The sequence below is a fragment of the Thermogemmatispora onikobensis genome (genome assembly GCF_001748285.1).
In the GTDB taxonomy this organism is placed as follows: domain Bacteria; phylum Chloroflexota; class Ktedonobacteria; order Ktedonobacterales; family Ktedonobacteraceae; genus Thermogemmatispora; species Thermogemmatispora onikobensis.
The window spans coordinates 101,447-118,485 of sequence record NZ_BDGT01000007.1 but is presented as its reverse complement, the minus strand read 5'-3'; the positions used below and the strand labels follow the sequence as shown (position 1 = coordinate 118,485).

The following is a 17,039-nucleotide window of genomic DNA, read 5'->3' as shown; positions in this document are numbered from 1 at the left end:
AATTCTCAGATATGGCTCAGGCCAGGCAGCAAGCTATAGGTGGGACCAGGCGAATCACGCATGATTCTCCCCCGAGTAGCAGAGCCTGGCTTCTCTTTTTTCAGCAGTGGTACACGAGCTGTCCTTGATCGAAAGGAACGCAGAGGGTCAGAGGAATCTCTTCAATTGCTCGGCTTGTTCCATAGAGAGCTATCACTGTTACTCTGACGCCAGCGATTAAGAGCAGATTGCAGGAGTGCTTTGAAGAAGAAAGGAGTCTGTTCCATGCCCTGGTGGTTCTTCCGCCGCCGCGCTCGCACGAGCTCTCAGGCCGCTGAACTCGCTCAACCTTCCCGCGGCTGGCTGCCCGGTGAGGTCTCCCTGCCCCGCCTGCAGGGGTCCCGTCGCTACCTGCAGGAACAGCCCTACCTGCTCCCCAAGGACCTGGGTGAGGTCAACCGCCTCGACTTTCAACACTATATCTTGCGTGCCGCCCTGCGCGGCAATTATTTAGCTCCCCTCCAGCAGCCGCGCCGCATCCTCGATGTCGGCTGTGGCACCGGCCAGTGGGCCTTCGAACTCGCCCAGCAGTTCCCCCAGGCCGAGGTCGTCGGCCTCGACCTCGAACAGGTCAAAGCTACTACCTCTCCCCCCCCCAACTATCGCTTCGTCCAGGGGGACATCCTGCAGGGCCTCCCTTTCGACAACAACTCCTTCGACTTCGTCCATCAGCGCCTGCTCTTCCTGGCCATCCCTCAAGCAGCCTGGCCGACAGCTGTTCAGGAGCTGGTCCGCGTCACTGCCCCCGGCGGCTGGGTCGAACTCGTTGAATCGAGCCCGGCACCGCAGGATCTCACGCCTTCTGGCCCCGCTACACAGGAATTTTGCAGGCTTGGAGGAGCACTGGCAGCTCTGCGCGGGCTAGATGCGGAAGGTATTGTACTACGCTCCCTGGCTCACTACCTGGAAAAGGCCGGCCTCGCTAACGTCCACTACCATCCGTTCGACGTTCCTCTTGGCAAGTGGGGCGGACGTCTCGGCTCCTTGATGGCCATGAACCTGCATGAAGCATGGAAGGCAATTAGTGCTCCCACCTCTGCTCGTTTCAGCAGATCCGAGCAGGAGATCCTGCAGCTGATCGAGCAGGCCAGCCAGGAATGGAACGAGTTCCAGACACAGCTACACTTTGCAGTAGCCTACGGTCAGAAGCCTTGACCTGTTGACACTGCCTGCTCCCAGCACTCAACTTCTCGGCTACCTCTCAGCAACAACAGAGAAAGGAGGCTTTGCATATGCCCTGGTGGTTCTTCCGTCGCCGCTCCCGCGACACCGCTCCCACAGCGACCTCGGCCCAGTCCCCCTCTGGCTGGCTGCCCGGTGAGGTCGCCCTGCCCCGCCTGCAGGGGTCCCGTCGCTACCTGCAGGAACAGCCTTACCTGCTCCCCAAGGACCTGGGCGAAGTTAACCGCCTCGACTTCCAACACTATATCTTGCGCGCTCTTCTACGTGGCAATTATTTAGCTCCCCTCCAGCAGCCACACCGCATCCTCGACGTCGGCTGTGGCACCGGCCAGTGGGCCTTCGAACTCGCCCAGCAGTTCCCCCAGGCCGAGGTCGTCGGCCTCGACCTCGAACAGGTCAAACCCTCGGCTTCCCCACCTCCCAACTACCGCTTCGTCCAGGGGGACATCCTGCAAGGCCTCCCTTTCGATGACAACTCCTTCGACTTCGTTCATCAACGTCTCCTTGTTCTGGCGATTCCACAAACAGCCTGGCCGGCGGCTGTTCAGGAGCTGGCCCGGGTCACCACACCCGGCGGCTGGATCGAACTCCTGGAAGTCGGCACCGCTCTGCAGGACTACCTGCCCTCTGGACCCGCTACCCAAGAATTCTATCAGCTCGGGTCTCAGCTCGCTGCTTTGCGGGGTATCGATACCGATGGCACCGTTATGCGCTCGTTAGCCCGCTACCTGGAGGAAGCCGGCCTTGTCAATATTCACTACCAGGCCCTTGACGTCCCTCTGGGCGAATGGGGCGGCCGCATCGGTTCCCTGATGGCTCTAGATGCACGTGAAGCCTGGAAGGCCATCAATGCCCCTATCGCCGCCCGCTTCGGTCGCTCTGAGCAGGAAATCTTACAGCTCATTGAGCAAGCCTATCAGGAGTGGACCCAGTTCCGCACACAACTTCACTTCGCCGTCGCCTATGGTCAGAAGCCCATCTAGCCTTAAGAACCTGGCCAGCGCTTTCTTTCTTCAGTCTTATCAGACCTGTCCACGATAAGGACAATCTTTGTTACAAGGAGGATCGTGATTATGCCCTGGTGGCCCTTTCGTCGCCCCTCCCGCAGCAGTTCTCGGGTGGCAGCTTCAAGCTCCTCTTCCAGCGGCTGGCAACCCGATGAAATTGCCTTGCCCCGCCTGCAGGGGTCCCGTCGCTACCTGCAGGAACAGCCCTACCTGCTCCCCAAGGACCTGGGTGAGGTCAACCGCCTCGATTTCCAGCACTACGCCCTCCGCGCCGCGCTGCGTAGCAATTACCTGGCCCCCATCGAGCAGCCGCGCCGCATCCTCGACGTCGGCTGTGGCACCGGCCAGTGGGCCTTCGAACTCGCTCAGCAGTTCCCCCAGGCCGAGGTCGTCGGCCTCGACCTCGAACAGGCCAAGGCCACTACTCCTCCCTCTAACTACCGCTTCGTCCAGGGGGACATCTTGCAGGGCCTCCCCTTCGACAACAACTCCTTCGACTTCGTTCATCAGCGCCTGCTCTTCCTGGCCATCCCTCTGGCTGCCTGGCCGGGCGCCGTCCAGGAACTCGCCCGTGTCACTGCCCCCGGCGGCTGGGTCGAACTCGTCGAGACTGGCACCGCTCTACAGGACTGGCTCCCCTGCGGCCCAGCCACTCAAGAATTCTGGCGACTTGCCGCTCAACTCGCTGCCCTACGAGGAATAGATACCGATGATGTACCGCACTCCCTAGCCCGCTACCTGGAGGAAGCGAGCCTTGTCAACATCCACTATCAGCCTTTCTCCGTTCCCCTGGGCGAATGGGGCGGACGCATCGGCTCCCTGATGGCGCTGGATCTGCGCGAAGCCTGCAAGGCCATCAGTGCCCCTATTGCGGCCCGCTTCGGGCGCTCTGAGCAGGATGTATTGCAGCTGATCGAACGGGCTAGCCAGGAGTGGAATGAGTTCCGAACAAAATGGCCTTTTGCCATAGCCTATGGTCAGAAACTCTTGACGCATTGAGACCGCCTGCACTCAGGCTTTCGGCCCCTCGACTGCCCAATCGACTAGCAAGGAGGATCGTGATTATGCCCTGGTGGTTCTTCCGTCGCCGCTCCCGCGACATCGCTCCCGCAGCGACCTCGGCCCCACCCTCTTCTGGCTGGCGCCTGGGCGAGGTCGCCCTCCCCCGCCTGCAGGGGTCCCGCCGCTACCTGCAGGAACAGCCCTACCTGCTCCCCAAGGATCTGGGCGAAGTTAACCGCCTCGACTTCCAACACTATATCTTGCGTGCCGCCCTACACGGCAACTACCTGGCCCCCATCGAGCAGCCGCGCCGCATCCTCGATGTCGGCTGCGGCACCGGCCAGTGGGCCTTCGAACTCGCCCACCAGTTCCCTCACGCCGAGGTCGTCGGCCTCGACCTCGAACAGGTCAAACCCTCGGCTTCCCCACCTCCCAACTACCGCTTCGTCCAGGGAGATATTTTGCAGGGCCTCCCTTTCGACAACAACTCCTTCGACTTCGTCCATCAGCGCCTGCTCATAGCTGCTATCCCGCAGCCCGCCTGGCCGGGCGCCGTCCAGGAACTCGCCCGCGTCACCGCCCCCGGCGGCTGGGTCGAACTCGTCGAGACTGGCACCGCCTTGGAGGATTGGCTCCCCTCTGGCCCTGCCACCCAAGAGATCTACACCCTCTCAGCCCAGCTCGGTGCTCTCAGAGGCCTCGATGCAGAGGGTCTTGTGATGCGCTCCCTAGCCCGCTATCTGGAAGAGGCTGGCCTCGTCAACACTCATTATTACCCCTTTGCCGTTCCTCTGGGCGAATGGGGCGGACGTATCGGCTCCCTGATGGCCCTAAATGTGTATGAAGGCTGGAAGGGCATCAGTGCCCCTATCGCCGCCCGCTTCGGTCGCTCTGAGCAGGAAATCTTACAGCTCATTGAGCAAGCCTATCAGGAGTGGACCCAGTTCCGCACACAACTTCACTTCGCCGTCGCCTATGGCCAGAAGCCCTTGTCACACTGACGCTGCCTGCTTCCAGCACTCAGCCTGGCCGGCTGCTTTCATCGACAACAGAGAAAGGAGGTTTTGCATATGCCCTGGTGGTTCTTCCGCCGCCGCTCTCGCAATACTCCCCCTGCTGGTACCTCTGCCCAGTCCTCTTCTGGCTGGCTGCCCGGTGAGGTCGCCCTCCCCAACCTGCAAGGCTCCCGCCGCTACCTGCAGGAACAGCCCTACCTGCTCCCCAAGGACCTGGGTGAGGTCAACCGCCTCGACTTCCAACACTATATCTTGCGTGCCGCCCTGCACGGCAACTACCTGGCCCCCATCGAGCAGCCACGCCGCATCCTCGATGTTGGCTGTGGCACCGGCCAGTGGGCCTTCGAACTCGCCCACCAGTTCCCTCACGCCGAGGTCGTCGGCCTCGACCTCGAACAGGTCAAACCCTCGGCTTCCCCACCTCCCAACTACCGCTTCGTCCAGGGGGACATCCTGCAAGGCCTCCCTTTCGATGACAACTCCTTCGACTTCGTTCATCAACGTCTCCTTGTTCTGGCGATTCCTCAAGCAGCCTGGCCGGCGGCTGTTCAGGAGCTGGCCCGGGTCACCGCTCCCGGCGGCTGGGTCGAACTCGTCGAGACAAGCATCCATATCAGCAACCTTACTCCCTCTGGGCCAGCCAACCAGCAAGTGGCATCTCTCATAGGTCAGCTCGCTGCTCTGCGAGGCTTGGATAGCGAGGGCGTCGTCGCACGTTCCCTCGATCACTATCTGGCCCAGGCTCGTCTGAAGCAGATCCAATGTCATCCCATCAAGATCCCTGTAGGCGAATGGGGGGGCCGCATCGGCTCTCTACTCGCTCTTGACTTCCGCACGATGTGGACAGCAATCAGTACCCCGCTGGCGGCTCGCTTCCAGATCCCTGAGCAGGAGATTCTCCAACTCATTGACAGGGCCTGCCAGGAATGGAATGAGCTACATTCCAGCTGCTCTTTCACAGTGGCTTACGGTCAGAAGCCTTGACCCGCTGACGCTGCCTGCTCCCAGCACTCAGCCTGGTCAGCTGCTTTCACCGACAACAGAGAAAGGAGGTTTTGCATATGCCCTGGTGGTTCTTCCGCCGCCGCTCTCGCAATACTACCCCTGCCCAGTCCTCTTCTGGCTGGCTGCCCGGTGAGGTCGCCCTCCCCCGCCTGCAAGGCTCCCGCCGCTACCTGCAGGAACAGCCCTACCTGCTCCCCAAGGACCTGGGCGAGGTCAATCGCCTCGACTTCCAACACTATATCTTGCGTGCCGCCCTGCACGGCAATTATTTAGCTCCCCTCCAGCAGCCGCGCCGCATCCTCGACGTCGGCTGCGGCACCGGTCAGTGGGCCTTCGAACTCGCCCACCAGTTCCCCCAGGCCGAGGTCGTCGGCCTCGACCTCGAACAGGTCAAAGCTACTACCTCTCCCCCTCCCAACTACCGCTTCGTCCAGGGGGACATCTTGCAGGGCCTCCCCTTCGACAACAACTCCTTCGACTTCGTTCATCAGCGCCTGCTCTTCCTGGCCATTCCTCAAGCAGCCTGGCCAACAGCTGTTCAGGAGCTGGCCCGGGTCACCGCTCCCGGCGGCTGGGTCGAACTCGTCGAAGCCAGTATTGCACCAAAAGACCTCACTCCCTCGGGTGCTGTTACTCAGCGACTCTTCACATTGGGAGGACAGTTAGCAGCTCTGCGAGGGATCGATAGCGAAGGAGTGGTAGCCAGCTCACTGGACCACTATCTCTCAGCAACTGGCCTCATCCACATCGAGCGTCGTCAGATCGAAGTCCCAGTCGGTGAATGGGGTGGACGTCTCGGCTCTTTAATGGCACTGAATTTCCGGGAAGGAGCGAAAGCACTCAGCGCGCCAATTGCTCATCGGTTCACTATCACAGAGCAGGAGGTTGCTACAGCTATCGAGGAAATGCTGCAAGAATTCAACAGGTATCACACAAAATACAGCTACATCGTAGCTTATGGTCAGAAACCGTACTAACTAACCCAACTAGAGTGATTTGACAAGACTAGAAGGAGCCATGTTTCATGCCCTGGTGGTTCTTCCGCCTCTGCGCAACGAACGCTTCCGCCAATGCCACCGCTCCCAAACCGTCCGTGGTCAGCCCGTCTCACGATGAGACAACCCTGCCATCCTTTGCTGCCTCCCGTCACTACCTTGACGAGCAGCCCTATCTGCTCCCCAAGGACCTGGGCGAGGTCAACCGCCTCGACTTCCAACACTATATCTTGCGTGCCGCCCTGCACGGCAACTACCTGGCCCCCATCGAGCAGCCGCGCCGCATCCTCGATGTCGGCTGCGGCACCGGCCAGTGGGCCTTCGAACTCGCCCACCACAGCAGTTCCCCCACGCCGAGGTCGTCGACCTCGACCTCGAACAGGTCAAAGCTACTACCTCTCCTCCTCCCAACTACCGCTTCGTTCGGGGAGATATTTTGCAGGGCCTCCCCTTCGACAACAACTCCTTCGACTTCGTCCATCAGCGCCTGCTCTTCCTGGCCGGGCAACTGGCAGCCCAGCGCGGCCTTGATACCGAGGGAGTCATCATGCGTTCCCTCGACCGCTATCTGCGCGATGCCAGACTGGCCAGGGTAGAATACCAATGCTTCGAGGTGCCTCTGAGCCAGCGGGGTGAACGCCTCGGTTCCTTGCTGACCCTCGATTTCCGGGAGAGTTCAAAGGGACTCAGCAGCGCCATAGTCGCCTGCCTCCAGATCCCAGAGCAGGAAGATCCTGATTTGATTGAAGAAGCAACAAGAGAATTAATGAATTTTGATACGCGCTACCGGCTTGCCGTTGCTTATGGAAGAAAACCACCGACCACCTAGACCCATGCTCATCAGAGGGCAGTGGGGACTGATCGGCGCCTCCTCGACAGAATCACATACGCTCAGGTCGCAGGACCTGAGCGCCTGCCCTGGTGATGCAAGACCCAGCTCCCTGCTTGTGCAGGTACAGCCAGCCAGTGGGAGGGGAGCACACACACTCTCTCATCCCCTGGCTCGCCCCCAGAGGCAACACAGCCGGCTTCACAGGGGAGCTTGTTCTACTCTCCTGAAGCAAGTCGGGAATGCCTCAGTTTCTTGACAGCTTTCGCCTGGAGTAGTGAAGCCCGAGAGGTAATCAGAGCTTCCGTGTGGCTCGTTTCGAGAGGTCTGAGCAGGAAGTGCTAGCCATCATTGACCATGCCCGTCAGGTCTGAAAGCCCTGCTGGACACGCCGTGACTTCGCTGTGACCTAGGGCCCAGGGCCATTCACGCGATGAACAAGCCATTGCCCAATGCTGTACTATTTAGCTCGTATGAGCATTAACTTGCCCGCAAGGAGGAATCTCTCATGCCCTGGTGGTTCTTTCGCCAGCGCCGCGAGACAAACGCATCTATCACACCTGCTGACTCTGTTCGGCCTGCGCCTCGTCCAGCAGTCAGCGAGCCACCCCAGCCAGGTTCACCAGCCTCGCGCCGCTATCTGGACGAGCAGCCCTATCTGCTCCCCAAAGACCTGGGCGAGGTCAACCGCCTGGACTTTCAGCATTATGTCCTGCGTTCCGCACTGCGTGGTAACTATTTAGCGCCCATCGTCCAGCCGCGCAGCATCCTCGACGTTGGCTGTGGCACCGGCCAGTGGGCCATTGAACTCGCTCAGCAATTCCCCCAGGCCGAGGTCATCGGCCTCGATCTGGAGCCTGCCAAAGCTAAAGCTACTACTCCACCAGCTAACTACCGCTTCGTCCAGGGCGATGCCCTGAAGGGCCTCCCCTTTGAGAACGAGACCTTCGATTTTGTCCATCAACGCCTGCTCGTGCTGGCTATTCCTCTCGCGGCCTGGCCGAATGTTGTGCGAGAACTCGTGCGCGTCACCGTCCCCGGCGGCTGGGTCGAGTTGGTCGAGGCGGGCACCCATGTCAGTCATTTCAATCCAGCCGGACCAGCTACCCAGCAATTTCTCTATCTCATGGGCCAGCTAGGTGCCCTCCGTGGCCTCGACAACGAGGGTGGGGTCCTCCGCTCCCTGGACTCTTTCCTGCATCAGGCCGGGCTGATACAGGTCAATCGCCAGGACATCGATATTCCACTGGGCGATTGGGGCGGGCGCGTTGGCTCCCTGCTCTCCCTGGATTTGCGCGAGGCCGGTAAAGCGATCAGCTCCCTCATTGCCGCCCGCTTCCAGATGTCGGAGCAGGAGGTCCTGGCCCTCATCGAACAGGCCGGACAGGAGTGGAACACCCTGCAGACGCGCTACCACGTCGTCGCCGCCTACGGCCAGAAGCCTTATAGCAGCTGAGGGAGGCTCGCAACTGGCTCTACCTCTTGCTTCAGCAGCTCTCATGCCAGAGCCTGACTGAGCGAGCGCTTGCCCTATTTCACCAGAAAGGAGTGAGTAGCCCTTATGCGCTGGTGGTTCTTTCGACGCCGCTCGTGTCCGGCATCTATCCGCCGAACAGGCCTCGAGGAGAGTGTACTCCCATCTCGGACAAGCTCGCGTCGCTATCTGGGCCAACAGCCCTACCTGCTTCCCAAGGACCTGGGCGAGGTCAACCGCCTCGACTTCCAGCATTATGTGCTGCGCGCTGTCCTGAACGTCGAGCGCCACATGATCGATGCCCCAATCAGCGCATGGGCGGGTCGCCTCGGCTCCCTCTTCTCTCTGGACATCCGCGAGGGCTGGAAGGCTATGACGCCTCCCATCGCTGCCTATTTCAAAATGCAGGAGCAAGAGATCCATAACATTATAGAGCAGGCTGGTAAAGAATGGGATGCTCTAAATACTTGCTACTGCTTTGTGGCAGCCTATGGGCAAAAATTATGAAGTCAGGCCACGAGCGAACAGGGCTGGCGGGTCGCTCACCGCTGCCCGTGCCCGGGACCTCTCCGGCAAGCTTACAAGGTGAGACCGCACGATGCAGGAGAAGGGAACAGAGGACGGGGGAGCTTCCTGCAAAGAAGCTTTCCCGTCCTCTCCAGTCATCCCTATGCGCGAGAGGAGCCGAAGAACCAGAATACGTGGCTGGCTACGACCATCCGTACTCAGCGTGGCAAGTTGAAAAGTGTCTTGATACTGTTAGTGGTAATGGTCACTCGCTGATCAGTGGCGACATCGTCACGCACAAGATGATCGTGGAAAGCCGGGGTCTGCGACTGACCCTCGTCATAGATGTAGACAAGGCTCTGGTGGCTCCCAGAGGCAACAGGCGCATGATCGCAGCCCATGTGCCAGGGGGATTGCTGGGCAAGACACTGGGACAGGAGGTCTGGATCACTGGCACGGGTACGCTTCGCCGCGGTGCAGTCGCAGTCGTGGGTGGGAACCGACGAGTGTGTCCACGAGGGAGGGGTTACTGCCGCCTGGCCCGGTCTAGCGCCTCCTCCGCCTTCGGCGCTGATGAGTACAGTGCAGGCAGTCGGTATAAGACAGAGAACAATCGCTAGCCAGCGGCTTCGTCTGACTATGCCCCGGCGATGACGCGCATTGCTTCACCTCTGGAATGCTACTCAGATCACAGCTTTGTCCCTGTGAGAGTCAGCACCCTGGCCCGCTCTCTCTTTGCATCTACTAGCAGCTCCCAGAGGGAGCCGGCAATGAGCCGGTTCACGGCGAGACTGTCGCCTCATTCATAGCTGATTGGGCCAGACCGCCGGCTTTTTGCCGGGGTGCAAGCAACCTCCTTTGAGGTCACACCTCCTCGACTCCTCCCGCGCCTCTCTCGTTCAGCCTGGCAGGCCAAAGGAGCGGGCAGTGATACCAGGCTGTCTTCTTCAAGACTCTTCGTGAAGACGATAGTACTTTCGATGGATTCTTTGAGGGAGTTCCTGAAGGTTGGCGAATCTTCGGGTAATCTTCCCGAGTGTGAGAGATGTGCGTATCGGGAAAACGATACGCCAAGGTTGTCAGGAAGGACTGAGCGGCCCGGATCTACCGGTGGGGAGGAGAAGGACCGCTCGTGCTGGTCGGTCAGGGCCAGCTATCCAGGGTGCAGCGCTTGTAGCACTGCCCCACCCGCTCGGGATGGCCGGCTCGCTCGGACCAGGGTACCTTGAACAAGATTAGACGATTGCATCGCTGTGGCTCAGTTTGCAGGTCGGTCGTCGGTGGCGCGGCGGCTAGCTCCCCTCGCAGGGGCGGTCGGTCGTCAGCAACTCGCGCCGTGGCGGCACAGGACCCCATCCCAGCGGCCCAGGAGCAGCCAAAGGGCAGCTCAGATCAGGTTCACCGTAAAGGGCCTGGTCAGCCAGCTGAACAAACGGGGTGAGCAGGTCAGTCGGTTCTCATTCGCGACTGCAGCCACGTCTGTCAGGCCATCACGTAACCAGGGGCTTGCCGTAAGTTAGTTCGTTGGTTGGTTAATCAGTCGGTCGAGTCGCCTGAACCAGTCAGTTGTAAGCCAGCGCCAGTGCATCATTACCACAGAATGGCCCGAAGGTTACGGAAAGCAGTAGGATGCGTCTCGACAGCATGACAGGGCAGTTTGGATGGTCGCCGTCAATGGCAGCTACCTCCTCTTCTGCCCGCCCCGGCTCAGCTTAGCTCAATTGATCTGCCCATCCAGCTCCGTTCGCCAAAGGGGCCGAGAGCCTGGGACGTGGGACGAACCAGGCCGGGCTGGACGCTATCCACCGCTGCGAGGAGGGCTATCTGCGCGCGCCACCGCCGCCGACCCGGGCCAGTGCCTGGATCAGGCAGGCCAGTCATAGCTCGCTTACTCACTAGGTACGCCTGTTTGCCATACTCCTCACCTCGCCTTTCGGCGAGGGTTCGCAGTTCACTTTGCCGAGGCTCACTTATTTGATGATTTCGATTGGGGAGGTTTCACAATGCTGAAGAAGAATCTGCGCTGGATCGTTCCACTGGTCGTCCTGCTGGCCGTCGTCGCTCTGGCTCTGACGATTACTCCACTGGCCACCCACGCGGCTAGCCCGAATATTTACTGGTGGCCTCTCTAAAGCAAGCTTGAAAGATCTGTAAGGGGCTTGAGAAACCGGTGACAGAAGCTGCTTATTGTTCACCTGTCTCGATAGCCCCTTCGCCATTATCTTCCAGATGCACAAGCCAATCTTCTATTTCCGCTATAGATCGATGTCCTATAGATCGCAAGATTACTGAACTTTTTCGAGCCATTTCCTTAGCCTCATCTTTCTTTCCCTCTAATGCCGCTATTCTAGCCAGTCCATACTGAGCAAGGGCTACCAAATCTTGTGCCCCTCCTGGTATGGTATTCATCATATCCTGAAAAGTTTTTCTAGCATCTTCAATCTGATTTCTTTGTATATATATATTGCCATATTCATTTAAGACATGACAAATAAAATAAGGAACTCCTAGTTCTTGTGCTAGTATCAAACCCTCTTTCAGAAGCATTTCAGCCTTTTGAAGCTGAAATCTTCTCCTATTAATTATAGCCTCATTAATAAATATAGCGCACATTAATTCCTTGTGATCTATATTTCTTGCAAGCATCAATGCTTCATCGAAATACGCATCAGCCAATTCATAGTTTCCTAACTCAGTTTCAGCTTCCCCTAAATTGATAAGCAATAGGCTCATCCATTCGAAGTGGCTCATGAGCCTGGCCAATGACAAGGCTTCCTGAGCGTACTCCTTGGCCAGAAGATGCTTCCCCTGCTCTCCGGCAGAAGCACCCAAGCTAGCCAGCATCAAGCAGATACGCTCACGATCTCCAATTTCCCTGGCCAGAGCCAGCCCCTCCTGGAGATAGGCATCGGCTTGGCCATAGTCTCCAAGGCGAGCAGCAATCTCCCCAAGCTTGCCCAGTAGCTCGCAAATCTGCTCCTTATGACCGATCTGCCGCGCTATCTGCAGCCCTTCTTGCAGATAGACTCCAGCCTGCACATAAATTCCACGCCTTGAAAAGACCGTTCCCAAATCCGTCAGCAGGGCACAGATACGCTCGGGATCGCCCAGGGCGCGGGCCAGCTGCAGCCCCTCCTGAGAATAGCCCTCGGCAGCGGCATAATCCCCCTGGCGCAGTGCGATCTGCCCGCGGTAGAGCAGCACCCCTGTCATCCCGTGCTGATCGCCCAGGGCCTGGGCCGCCGCCTGAGCACGCTGCAGCCACAGCTCGGCCACCCCATACGAGGCCCGCACCAGCAAGAACGGCGCAAACGTCACCGCCCCGCGCACCAGCTCCGCCTGTCGTCCCAGCATATAGGCCGCCTCCAGACCGGCCACAATCACCGCACTCTCCCGCTCCAGCAGCTCGTAATCCGTCCGATGCTCCTCAGCATAATCGATTGCATACTCCATCAGGCGGGCAAAAGGGGCCTGCACCGCCTCCTCACCCTGGGCCTCCAGGCGCGTCCGCGCATAATCCGCAATCACCTGATGCAACAAATAGCGATCGCCGCCATTGCTCTCCAGCAAACCCGCATCCACCAGCGCATCCAACTCATCCGTCGAACAGGCCGCCACCGCCAGGGCCGCCTCCTCCGAAAAGCTCGCCGGCTTCGGCGGAAAAACCGAGAGCGCATACAACGCCGACCGCGCCGCCTGGCTCAGCTGCTCATCCGAGACTGCAATCACCGACTGCAGCGACAGCACCGGCTCGCCTGGCAGGCTCGAATGCACCTCCACCGGGCCCCGCGACTCCGTCAAACCCAGCCTCACCCGCGCATCGCTCAGCCGCTGCAGCGCCGCCCGAATACGGCGCACCTGACCTGCATAGCTCTCCTTACGCAAATAATTCCCAATTAACGTCAAGGCCAACGGCAACCCGCCAACCGCCCGCACCAAAACCCGCACGCGCTCCGGCTCCTGCTCCACCGCCGTCGGCGCCAGCAAGCGCAAGAGCTGCACACTATCCTCCTCGCCCAACTCCGTGATCGCCGCCGCCCCCTCCACCGCAAACTCCGTCGCCACATGTGCAAAGCGCGTCGTCAACAAATGAGCGCACTGGGCGCCGCCCACCTTCAACGCCAGCGCCTCCTCAATCCGCCAGGCGTCATCAATGACCAGCAGCATCCGCCGCGGCCCGATCGCCGTACGCAAAGCCCTGGCCCAGGCCTCCAGACTCGTCAGCCCGGCCACCTCCGTCGCCGGCAAGCCCAACAAAGCCCCCCAACGGCTCAAGAGACCCGTCATATGAGGACGTGGCCCCAGCGCCGCCCAGAGAATGCCATCCTTGAAATAGGCCCGCACCTCGGGATCATGCGCCAGGGCCACCGCCAACGAAGTCTTGCCCACCCCAGGCAACCCATTCAAAGCGCTCAGAGCCACCGCCTCACCGGCAAAAAGACGCCCCTTAATACGCTGCAACTCAGCATCGCGTCCCACCAGGCGCACCGGCGGCGGCAAAGGAATCATCGGATCAATAATCGTCTCAGCCGGACGCCCGCCCGTCACCTCCCCCAGCGGACCAGAGTCACGGCCACCTCGCAGCAGCTCCTGCTCGCCCTGCTCCGGCCCACCACCGCCAGCCATCCCCTCCGCTCCACCCCCCACTCCTGCCTGCGCCTCCCGCCCCGACGCCTCGCTCACAGCGGGCGCCAGGTCCAGCTCCTCCTCTGTCAACCCAAACAGCCGACACAACTTGCGTCGAAAATACGGATTGGGCTTCGTCACCCCGCGCTCCCAGCGGCTCACATTGACATGCGTCGTCCCCAGTCGCTCAGCCACCTCCTGCTGCGACCAGCCACGGCTCATGCGAGCCTCCACGAGACGCACGCGGGGCCGCGGTGGCTCCTCCACCGATCGGTTGCTGCTCATGGATAGGCCTCCCCCGACGCCCAAAAGAAGAGAACCCCTCGAAATGATAAAGATGTCTAGGGAAATGATAACATAAGTACTTTCTGATGTACATGGTCACTCGGCATAATAAAGTAAAGAACACGTAGGGAAACGGTGGAGGCCCTTTCAGGGACGGGGCCCCCGCCGCCAGGTGAGGCCAATGCCACCCGCCGCAGGACCACGGCGCGTCTCACCCCAGGGACCCTACCATTGACCTCGCCCCCTGCGTGCTCTTCTTTTCTCGTGCTTACTTACTTGTCCGCTTGCTTATTTGCTTGCATTCTGGCGCAGCCCAGCAACCTGGCGGCTCGCCAGTCACCAGGAGCAGAAGCGGATCGTACCCGTAAGCATGGCCACACGCCGTGGCCCAGTGTTCGGCCAGCCACCAACGCGAGGGATCGCCGCCGCCGCCACACCAACCATGCAACGGCCCGGCCCGCGCGTCCACCGGTCAGGGAGCACTGTCAGTCATATGCAGCAACGCACAAGGAGAATCGCCATGCAAATGATCGCCTGCCGAGAAGAGGCCCGCGTCGCACGCAAACTGATTCACGATCGCGAGCACATCAAGCACTATACGCTGCATGGCGTGCTCCCAGAAGGGTATGTCCTCGCCCTCAATACGGCCTTCGGCACCCTCTCCTGCCTCACTTATCTTGACAAACAACCAGCCCTGGTACTCCAGCAGCAATTTACCAATAACGAAATGAACGTCCTCCGCCCGCTGCTGGACTCCTACCCCTACTACTGCCCATACGAGGTGCTCTTCGCCCACTTCTATCACGGCGAGGTTACCGAGCGTACCATCGAGCGCTGTCGTGCCAACCTGCTCAAGGCCCTTGAAGACGGCACCTGGGAGCAGGCCACGCGCCCTATCCGCAACGTACTCTCGCGCGTGCGTATCAAGCTGCGCATCTTTGGTATCAACATCGTCTCGATCTTGGAGACTGGCTATATTCTCAAAGCGGCCCCAGCACCGGTCTCTAGTACCGTTGCCTGAGCGGCCCCACTCGTTCACTACCCAGCTAACAGCAGCGCCAGCTCCGCTGGCCACCCTGGGGAGAGAAGAGCGATAAGGCACCAGCCAGAAGAGGAACGAAGTTCCTCCAGGTGCCCAGCAGATACTTCTCCCTTCTCCCCCGACGACCCGAGGCAGAAGGCTGCTCACCTCGCGTTCGGCCCCCCGCCGAACCGATGGGGAAGGTGAGCAGCCTTCTGTTGGCTCTTTCCGGCTCTCCTCCAGCTACACCAGCCCGCCGAGAGCACCAGCCTGACCCACACAGCAGAACAGCACAAGGCCAGACGAGAGACTAGACCCGCACATACGACCAGCTCTGCGGCTGACCGCTGGCATAAGGCATGCAGCCATGAAACGGACGCGGATCATCATCAAAAACCATCGACAGGAAGTAGCGGTCGCCAGGCCAGAGCGGCACCTTCTCCAGCTCGGCCAGCGGCACCCAGACCAGCGTCCCCTCATGGTTGCCAGCATGCGGCTGCCCAGACCAGCGCTCAATGCGGAAAATAAAGCCAAACCAATCCTCGCCGTTCTTCCCAAACCCCGGCCAGGAGATCGTTCCCCGCAGGACCAGCTCCTCCGCTTCCAGCCCAGACTCCTCGCGGATCTCACGCCGCATGCCGCTCACAATGTCCTCATGCGGCTCCAGCCGCCCACCCAGGCCATTGTACTTACCAAAATGCAGGTCGTCAGGACGCTTGTTGCGCTGAATCATCAGCACCTGCTGACGATCCGGCGACAGAATATAGCCGAGCGTTGCCAAAACCGGTCGAAACAAGGTCAGCTAGCTCCTTTACTAGAGAGAATCTGGGCAGCGAGCGCCCCACTCAGCCAGCCAGCCGGCCCTTGCTTTGCTCTGCTTCCATCCCTACCTGCTCCCCCGAGGCCAGCAGCGCCTGAGTCCTAGCAATGAATACCAGCAGCGACGCCACCCCGGCTTAGATTCTATCAAGCGAGGCAATCTTCCAACTCCCACCCAAATCCTTGAACACCAAATGCGAATGATAGGCCGCCAGATTGCTGCGGGAAATCGTCATGATAATGAGCGCAGGGCTGCCGGCATCGACCTCAGCCGAAAAAGCCGTGACCTTGCCCATCGTCTCGTCAAGCGAGCGCGCCGTCTGAACAAAGAGATCCCTGGTCAGGGGCTGAGGGCGATCACCGGTGGGATTAATGGTCACATCGTTCGCCAGATAACCATAGGCCCGAGCATAGTCTTGGGCCTGGACAGCAGCGTAGAAGCTGAGAGCCACACTGACAATCGAGGTCTGCACCGGCCTGGTCGGCGCCACTGTCGCCGTTGGCGAGGCCCCAGGAGCCGCAATCGGGGCCGCAGTCGGCGTCGACTCCTCTCCCCCCCCAGGAGCAGAGGTCACAATCTTCGGCCTCATGCCCACACCCGCCGTCGGCGACACTCCCCCCCCAGATCCACGCAAGGCAGGCAGCGCCGCACTACCACAACCACTCAAGAGCACAAGACTCGCTACCCAGCAGAAAAGCACCAGGCACAGGTTCCACCATCGCATCGCTCTTTTCCACCCTTCTTTCCTTCCTCAGAATCACCAAACCAGATTGACGCTCCCCGACTCAGTTCCAAGAGCGCCAGACACTTCCAACCATAATACGATTTTCTCACAAAATACTGCTAAAGTACAATATCCTACCAAGGCCCGGTAGTCCCCAAATAGCTCCAGGCAAGAAAAGCGTTATTTCCTGCAGACAGCCCTCGCTTGACAAGCTCTTGCACATTCGGTTATTCTCGAAGAAAGCTCTGTCGCTACCTTGCCGAATACCAGAGCAGGACCGGGGGCGCCGCCTCGTTCTATCTTTCCTCAAAACCTGGGGTGAGTACTATTATGCTTGCTTGTAAAGGATGAGCTATTGTCTCCTGGAAATTGTCATCTTCGAAGATCTCTATATGTAGATGTTTATTAACGGTATGTCCTCCAACTTTACCGAACCAGCCAGGAAGAAACTGCTGGCCCGGGAAGCACATCGTACCGTAGGGCTGCTGAGCGAGAACAGCGGGGACA

The 17,039-nt window shown here is 59.8% G+C and carries 16 protein-coding genes; 12 read left to right on the top strand and 4 right to left on the bottom strand.

Annotation, left to right across the window (positions count from 1 at the left end):
* Nucleotides 1-264 precede the first annotated feature (264 nt).
* From BGC09_RS05265 to BGC09_RS05220, 10 genes are all read left to right on the top strand, one after another.
* Entirely contained in the window at nucleotides 265-1,194 is a 930-nt protein-coding gene (locus BGC09_RS05265; RefSeq protein WP_069802820.1) for a class I SAM-dependent methyltransferase, read from the top strand.
* A 77-nt stretch (nucleotides 1,195-1,271) separates the two neighbouring features.
* Nucleotides 1,272-2,204: a class I SAM-dependent methyltransferase gene (locus BGC09_RS05260; protein ID WP_069802818.1), complete on the top strand. Its 933-nt coding sequence runs from the start codon at nucleotides 1,272-1,274 to the stop codon at nucleotides 2,202-2,204.
* Between the two features lie 90 nt (nucleotides 2,205-2,294).
* A complete protein-coding gene (locus tag BGC09_RS05255) occupies nucleotides 2,295-3,227 on the top strand; it encodes a class I SAM-dependent methyltransferase (protein ID WP_069802816.1) in 933 nt (310 codons plus the stop codon).
* Between the two features lie 65 nt (nucleotides 3,228-3,292).
* Nucleotides 3,293-4,231: a class I SAM-dependent methyltransferase gene (locus BGC09_RS05250; protein WP_069802814.1), complete on the top strand. Its 939-nt coding sequence runs from the start codon at nucleotides 3,293-3,295 to the stop codon at nucleotides 4,229-4,231.
* Nucleotides 4,232-4,300: 69 nt separating this feature from the next.
* The gene (locus BGC09_RS05245; protein ID WP_069802812.1) at nucleotides 4,301-5,230 is read left to right on the top strand and encodes a class I SAM-dependent methyltransferase; all 930 of its coding nucleotides are present in this window, start codon (nucleotides 4,301-4,303) and stop codon (nucleotides 5,228-5,230) included.
* Nucleotides 5,231-5,307: 77 nt separating this feature from the next.
* Nucleotides 5,308-6,228, top strand: a complete 921-nt coding sequence (locus BGC09_RS05240; RefSeq protein WP_069802810.1) for a class I SAM-dependent methyltransferase — start codon at nucleotides 5,308-5,310, stop codon at nucleotides 6,226-6,228.
* A gap of 47 nt (nucleotides 6,229-6,275) precedes the next feature.
* On the top strand, nucleotides 6,276-6,842 hold the full coding sequence (locus tag BGC09_RS22495) for a class I SAM-dependent methyltransferase (RefSeq protein WP_141727649.1): 567 nt from the start codon (nucleotides 6,276-6,278) through the stop codon (nucleotides 6,840-6,842).
* The gene (locus tag BGC09_RS05230; RefSeq protein WP_141727648.1) at nucleotides 6,794-7,075 is read left to right on the top strand and encodes a hypothetical protein; all 282 of its coding nucleotides are present in this window, start codon (nucleotides 6,794-6,796) and stop codon (nucleotides 7,073-7,075) included. The genes BGC09_RS22495 and BGC09_RS05230 overlap by 49 nt, the downstream gene beginning before the upstream one ends.
* Nucleotides 7,076-7,583: 508 nt before the next feature.
* Complete coding sequence (locus tag BGC09_RS05225) at nucleotides 7,584-8,531, top strand: class I SAM-dependent methyltransferase (protein ID WP_069802805.1); 948 nt, start codon at nucleotides 7,584-7,586, stop codon at nucleotides 8,529-8,531.
* Nucleotides 8,532-8,636: 105 nt separating this feature from the next.
* Nucleotides 8,637-9,056 (top strand): hypothetical protein, encoded by a 420-nt coding sequence (locus tag BGC09_RS05220; RefSeq protein WP_069802803.1) that lies wholly within the window; start codon nucleotides 8,637-8,639, stop codon nucleotides 9,054-9,056.
* Nucleotides 9,057-9,274: 218 nt separating this feature from the next.
* On the opposite strand, the gene BGC09_RS05215 is transcribed toward BGC09_RS05220, so the two are convergent.
* Entirely contained in the window at nucleotides 9,275-9,457 is a 183-nt protein-coding gene (locus BGC09_RS05215) for a hypothetical protein (protein ID WP_069802801.1), read from the bottom strand.
* A 1,602-nt stretch (nucleotides 9,458-11,059) separates the two neighbouring features.
* Here BGC09_RS05215 and BGC09_RS23370 point away from each other — a divergent pair.
* Nucleotides 11,060-11,188, top strand: a complete 129-nt coding sequence (locus BGC09_RS23370; RefSeq protein ID WP_275935491.1) for a hypothetical protein — start codon at nucleotides 11,060-11,062, stop codon at nucleotides 11,186-11,188.
* A gap of 52 nt (nucleotides 11,189-11,240) precedes the next feature.
* Here BGC09_RS23370 and BGC09_RS05210 read toward each other — a convergent pair whose 3' ends face one another.
* A complete protein-coding gene (locus BGC09_RS05210; RefSeq protein WP_069802799.1) occupies nucleotides 11,241-13,967 on the bottom strand; it encodes a tetratricopeptide repeat protein in 2,727 nt (908 codons plus the stop codon).
* A 493-nt stretch (nucleotides 13,968-14,460) separates the two neighbouring features.
* Between BGC09_RS05210 and BGC09_RS05205 the strand changes: the two genes are divergently transcribed.
* A complete protein-coding gene (locus BGC09_RS05205) occupies nucleotides 14,461-14,988 on the top strand; it encodes a hypothetical protein (protein WP_218103966.1) in 528 nt (175 codons plus the stop codon).
* Between the two features lie 310 nt (nucleotides 14,989-15,298).
* Here BGC09_RS05205 and BGC09_RS05200 read toward each other — a convergent pair whose 3' ends face one another.
* Together BGC09_RS05200 and BGC09_RS05195 are read right to left on the bottom strand one after the other, a co-directional pair.
* Entirely contained in the window at nucleotides 15,299-15,784 is a 486-nt protein-coding gene (locus tag BGC09_RS05200) for an NUDIX hydrolase (RefSeq protein ID WP_069802795.1), read from the bottom strand.
* 160 nt (nucleotides 15,785-15,944) lie between these two features.
* On the bottom strand, nucleotides 15,945-16,532 hold the full coding sequence (locus BGC09_RS05195) for a hypothetical protein (RefSeq protein WP_141727647.1): 588 nt from the start codon (nucleotides 16,530-16,532) through the stop codon (nucleotides 15,945-15,947).
* Nucleotides 16,533-17,039: the final 507 nt, after the last annotated feature.

Bases quoted from the DNA above. Each gene is read 5' to 3' on its own strand.
- BGC09_RS05265 (WP_069802820.1), top strand. From the start codon at position 265: ATGCCCTGGTGGTTCTTCCGCCGCCGCGCTCGCACGAGCTCTCAGGCC.
- BGC09_RS05255 (WP_069802816.1), top strand. From the start codon at position 2,295: ATGCCCTGGTGGCCCTTTCGTCGCCCCTCCCGCAGCAGTTCTCGGGTG.
- BGC09_RS05220 (WP_069802803.1), top strand. From the start codon at position 8,637: ATGCGCTGGTGGTTCTTTCGACGCCGCTCGTGTCCGGCATCTATCCGC.
- BGC09_RS22495 (WP_141727649.1), top strand. From the start codon at position 6,276: ATGCCCTGGTGGTTCTTCCGCCTCTGCGCAACGAACGCTTCCGCCAAT.
- BGC09_RS05240 (WP_069802810.1), top strand. From the start codon at position 5,308: ATGCCCTGGTGGTTCTTCCGCCGCCGCTCTCGCAATACTACCCCTGCC.
- BGC09_RS05250 (WP_069802814.1), top strand. From the start codon at position 3,293: ATGCCCTGGTGGTTCTTCCGTCGCCGCTCCCGCGACATCGCTCCCGCA.
- BGC09_RS05210 (WP_069802799.1), bottom strand. From the start codon at position 13,967: ATGAGCAGCAACCGATCGGTGGAGGAGCCACCGCGGCCCCGCGTGCGT.
- BGC09_RS05230 (WP_141727648.1), top strand. From the start codon at position 6,794: ATGCGTTCCCTCGACCGCTATCTGCGCGATGCCAGACTGGCCAGGGTA.
- BGC09_RS05245 (WP_069802812.1), top strand. From the start codon at position 4,301: ATGCCCTGGTGGTTCTTCCGCCGCCGCTCTCGCAATACTCCCCCTGCT.
- BGC09_RS23370 (WP_275935491.1), top strand. From the start codon at position 11,060: ATGCTGAAGAAGAATCTGCGCTGGATCGTTCCACTGGTCGTCCTGCTG.
- BGC09_RS05225 (WP_069802805.1), top strand. From the start codon at position 7,584: ATGCCCTGGTGGTTCTTTCGCCAGCGCCGCGAGACAAACGCATCTATC.
- BGC09_RS05260 (WP_069802818.1), top strand. From the start codon at position 1,272: ATGCCCTGGTGGTTCTTCCGTCGCCGCTCCCGCGACACCGCTCCCACA.
- BGC09_RS05215 (WP_069802801.1), bottom strand. From the start codon at position 9,457: ATGGGCTGCGATCATGCGCCTGTTGCCTCTGGGAGCCACCAGAGCCTT.
- BGC09_RS05205 (WP_218103966.1), top strand. From the start codon at position 14,461: ATGCAGCAACGCACAAGGAGAATCGCCATGCAAATGATCGCCTGCCGA.
- BGC09_RS05195 (WP_141727647.1), bottom strand. From the start codon at position 16,532: ATGCGATGGTGGAACCTGTGCCTGGTGCTTTTCTGCTGGGTAGCGAGT.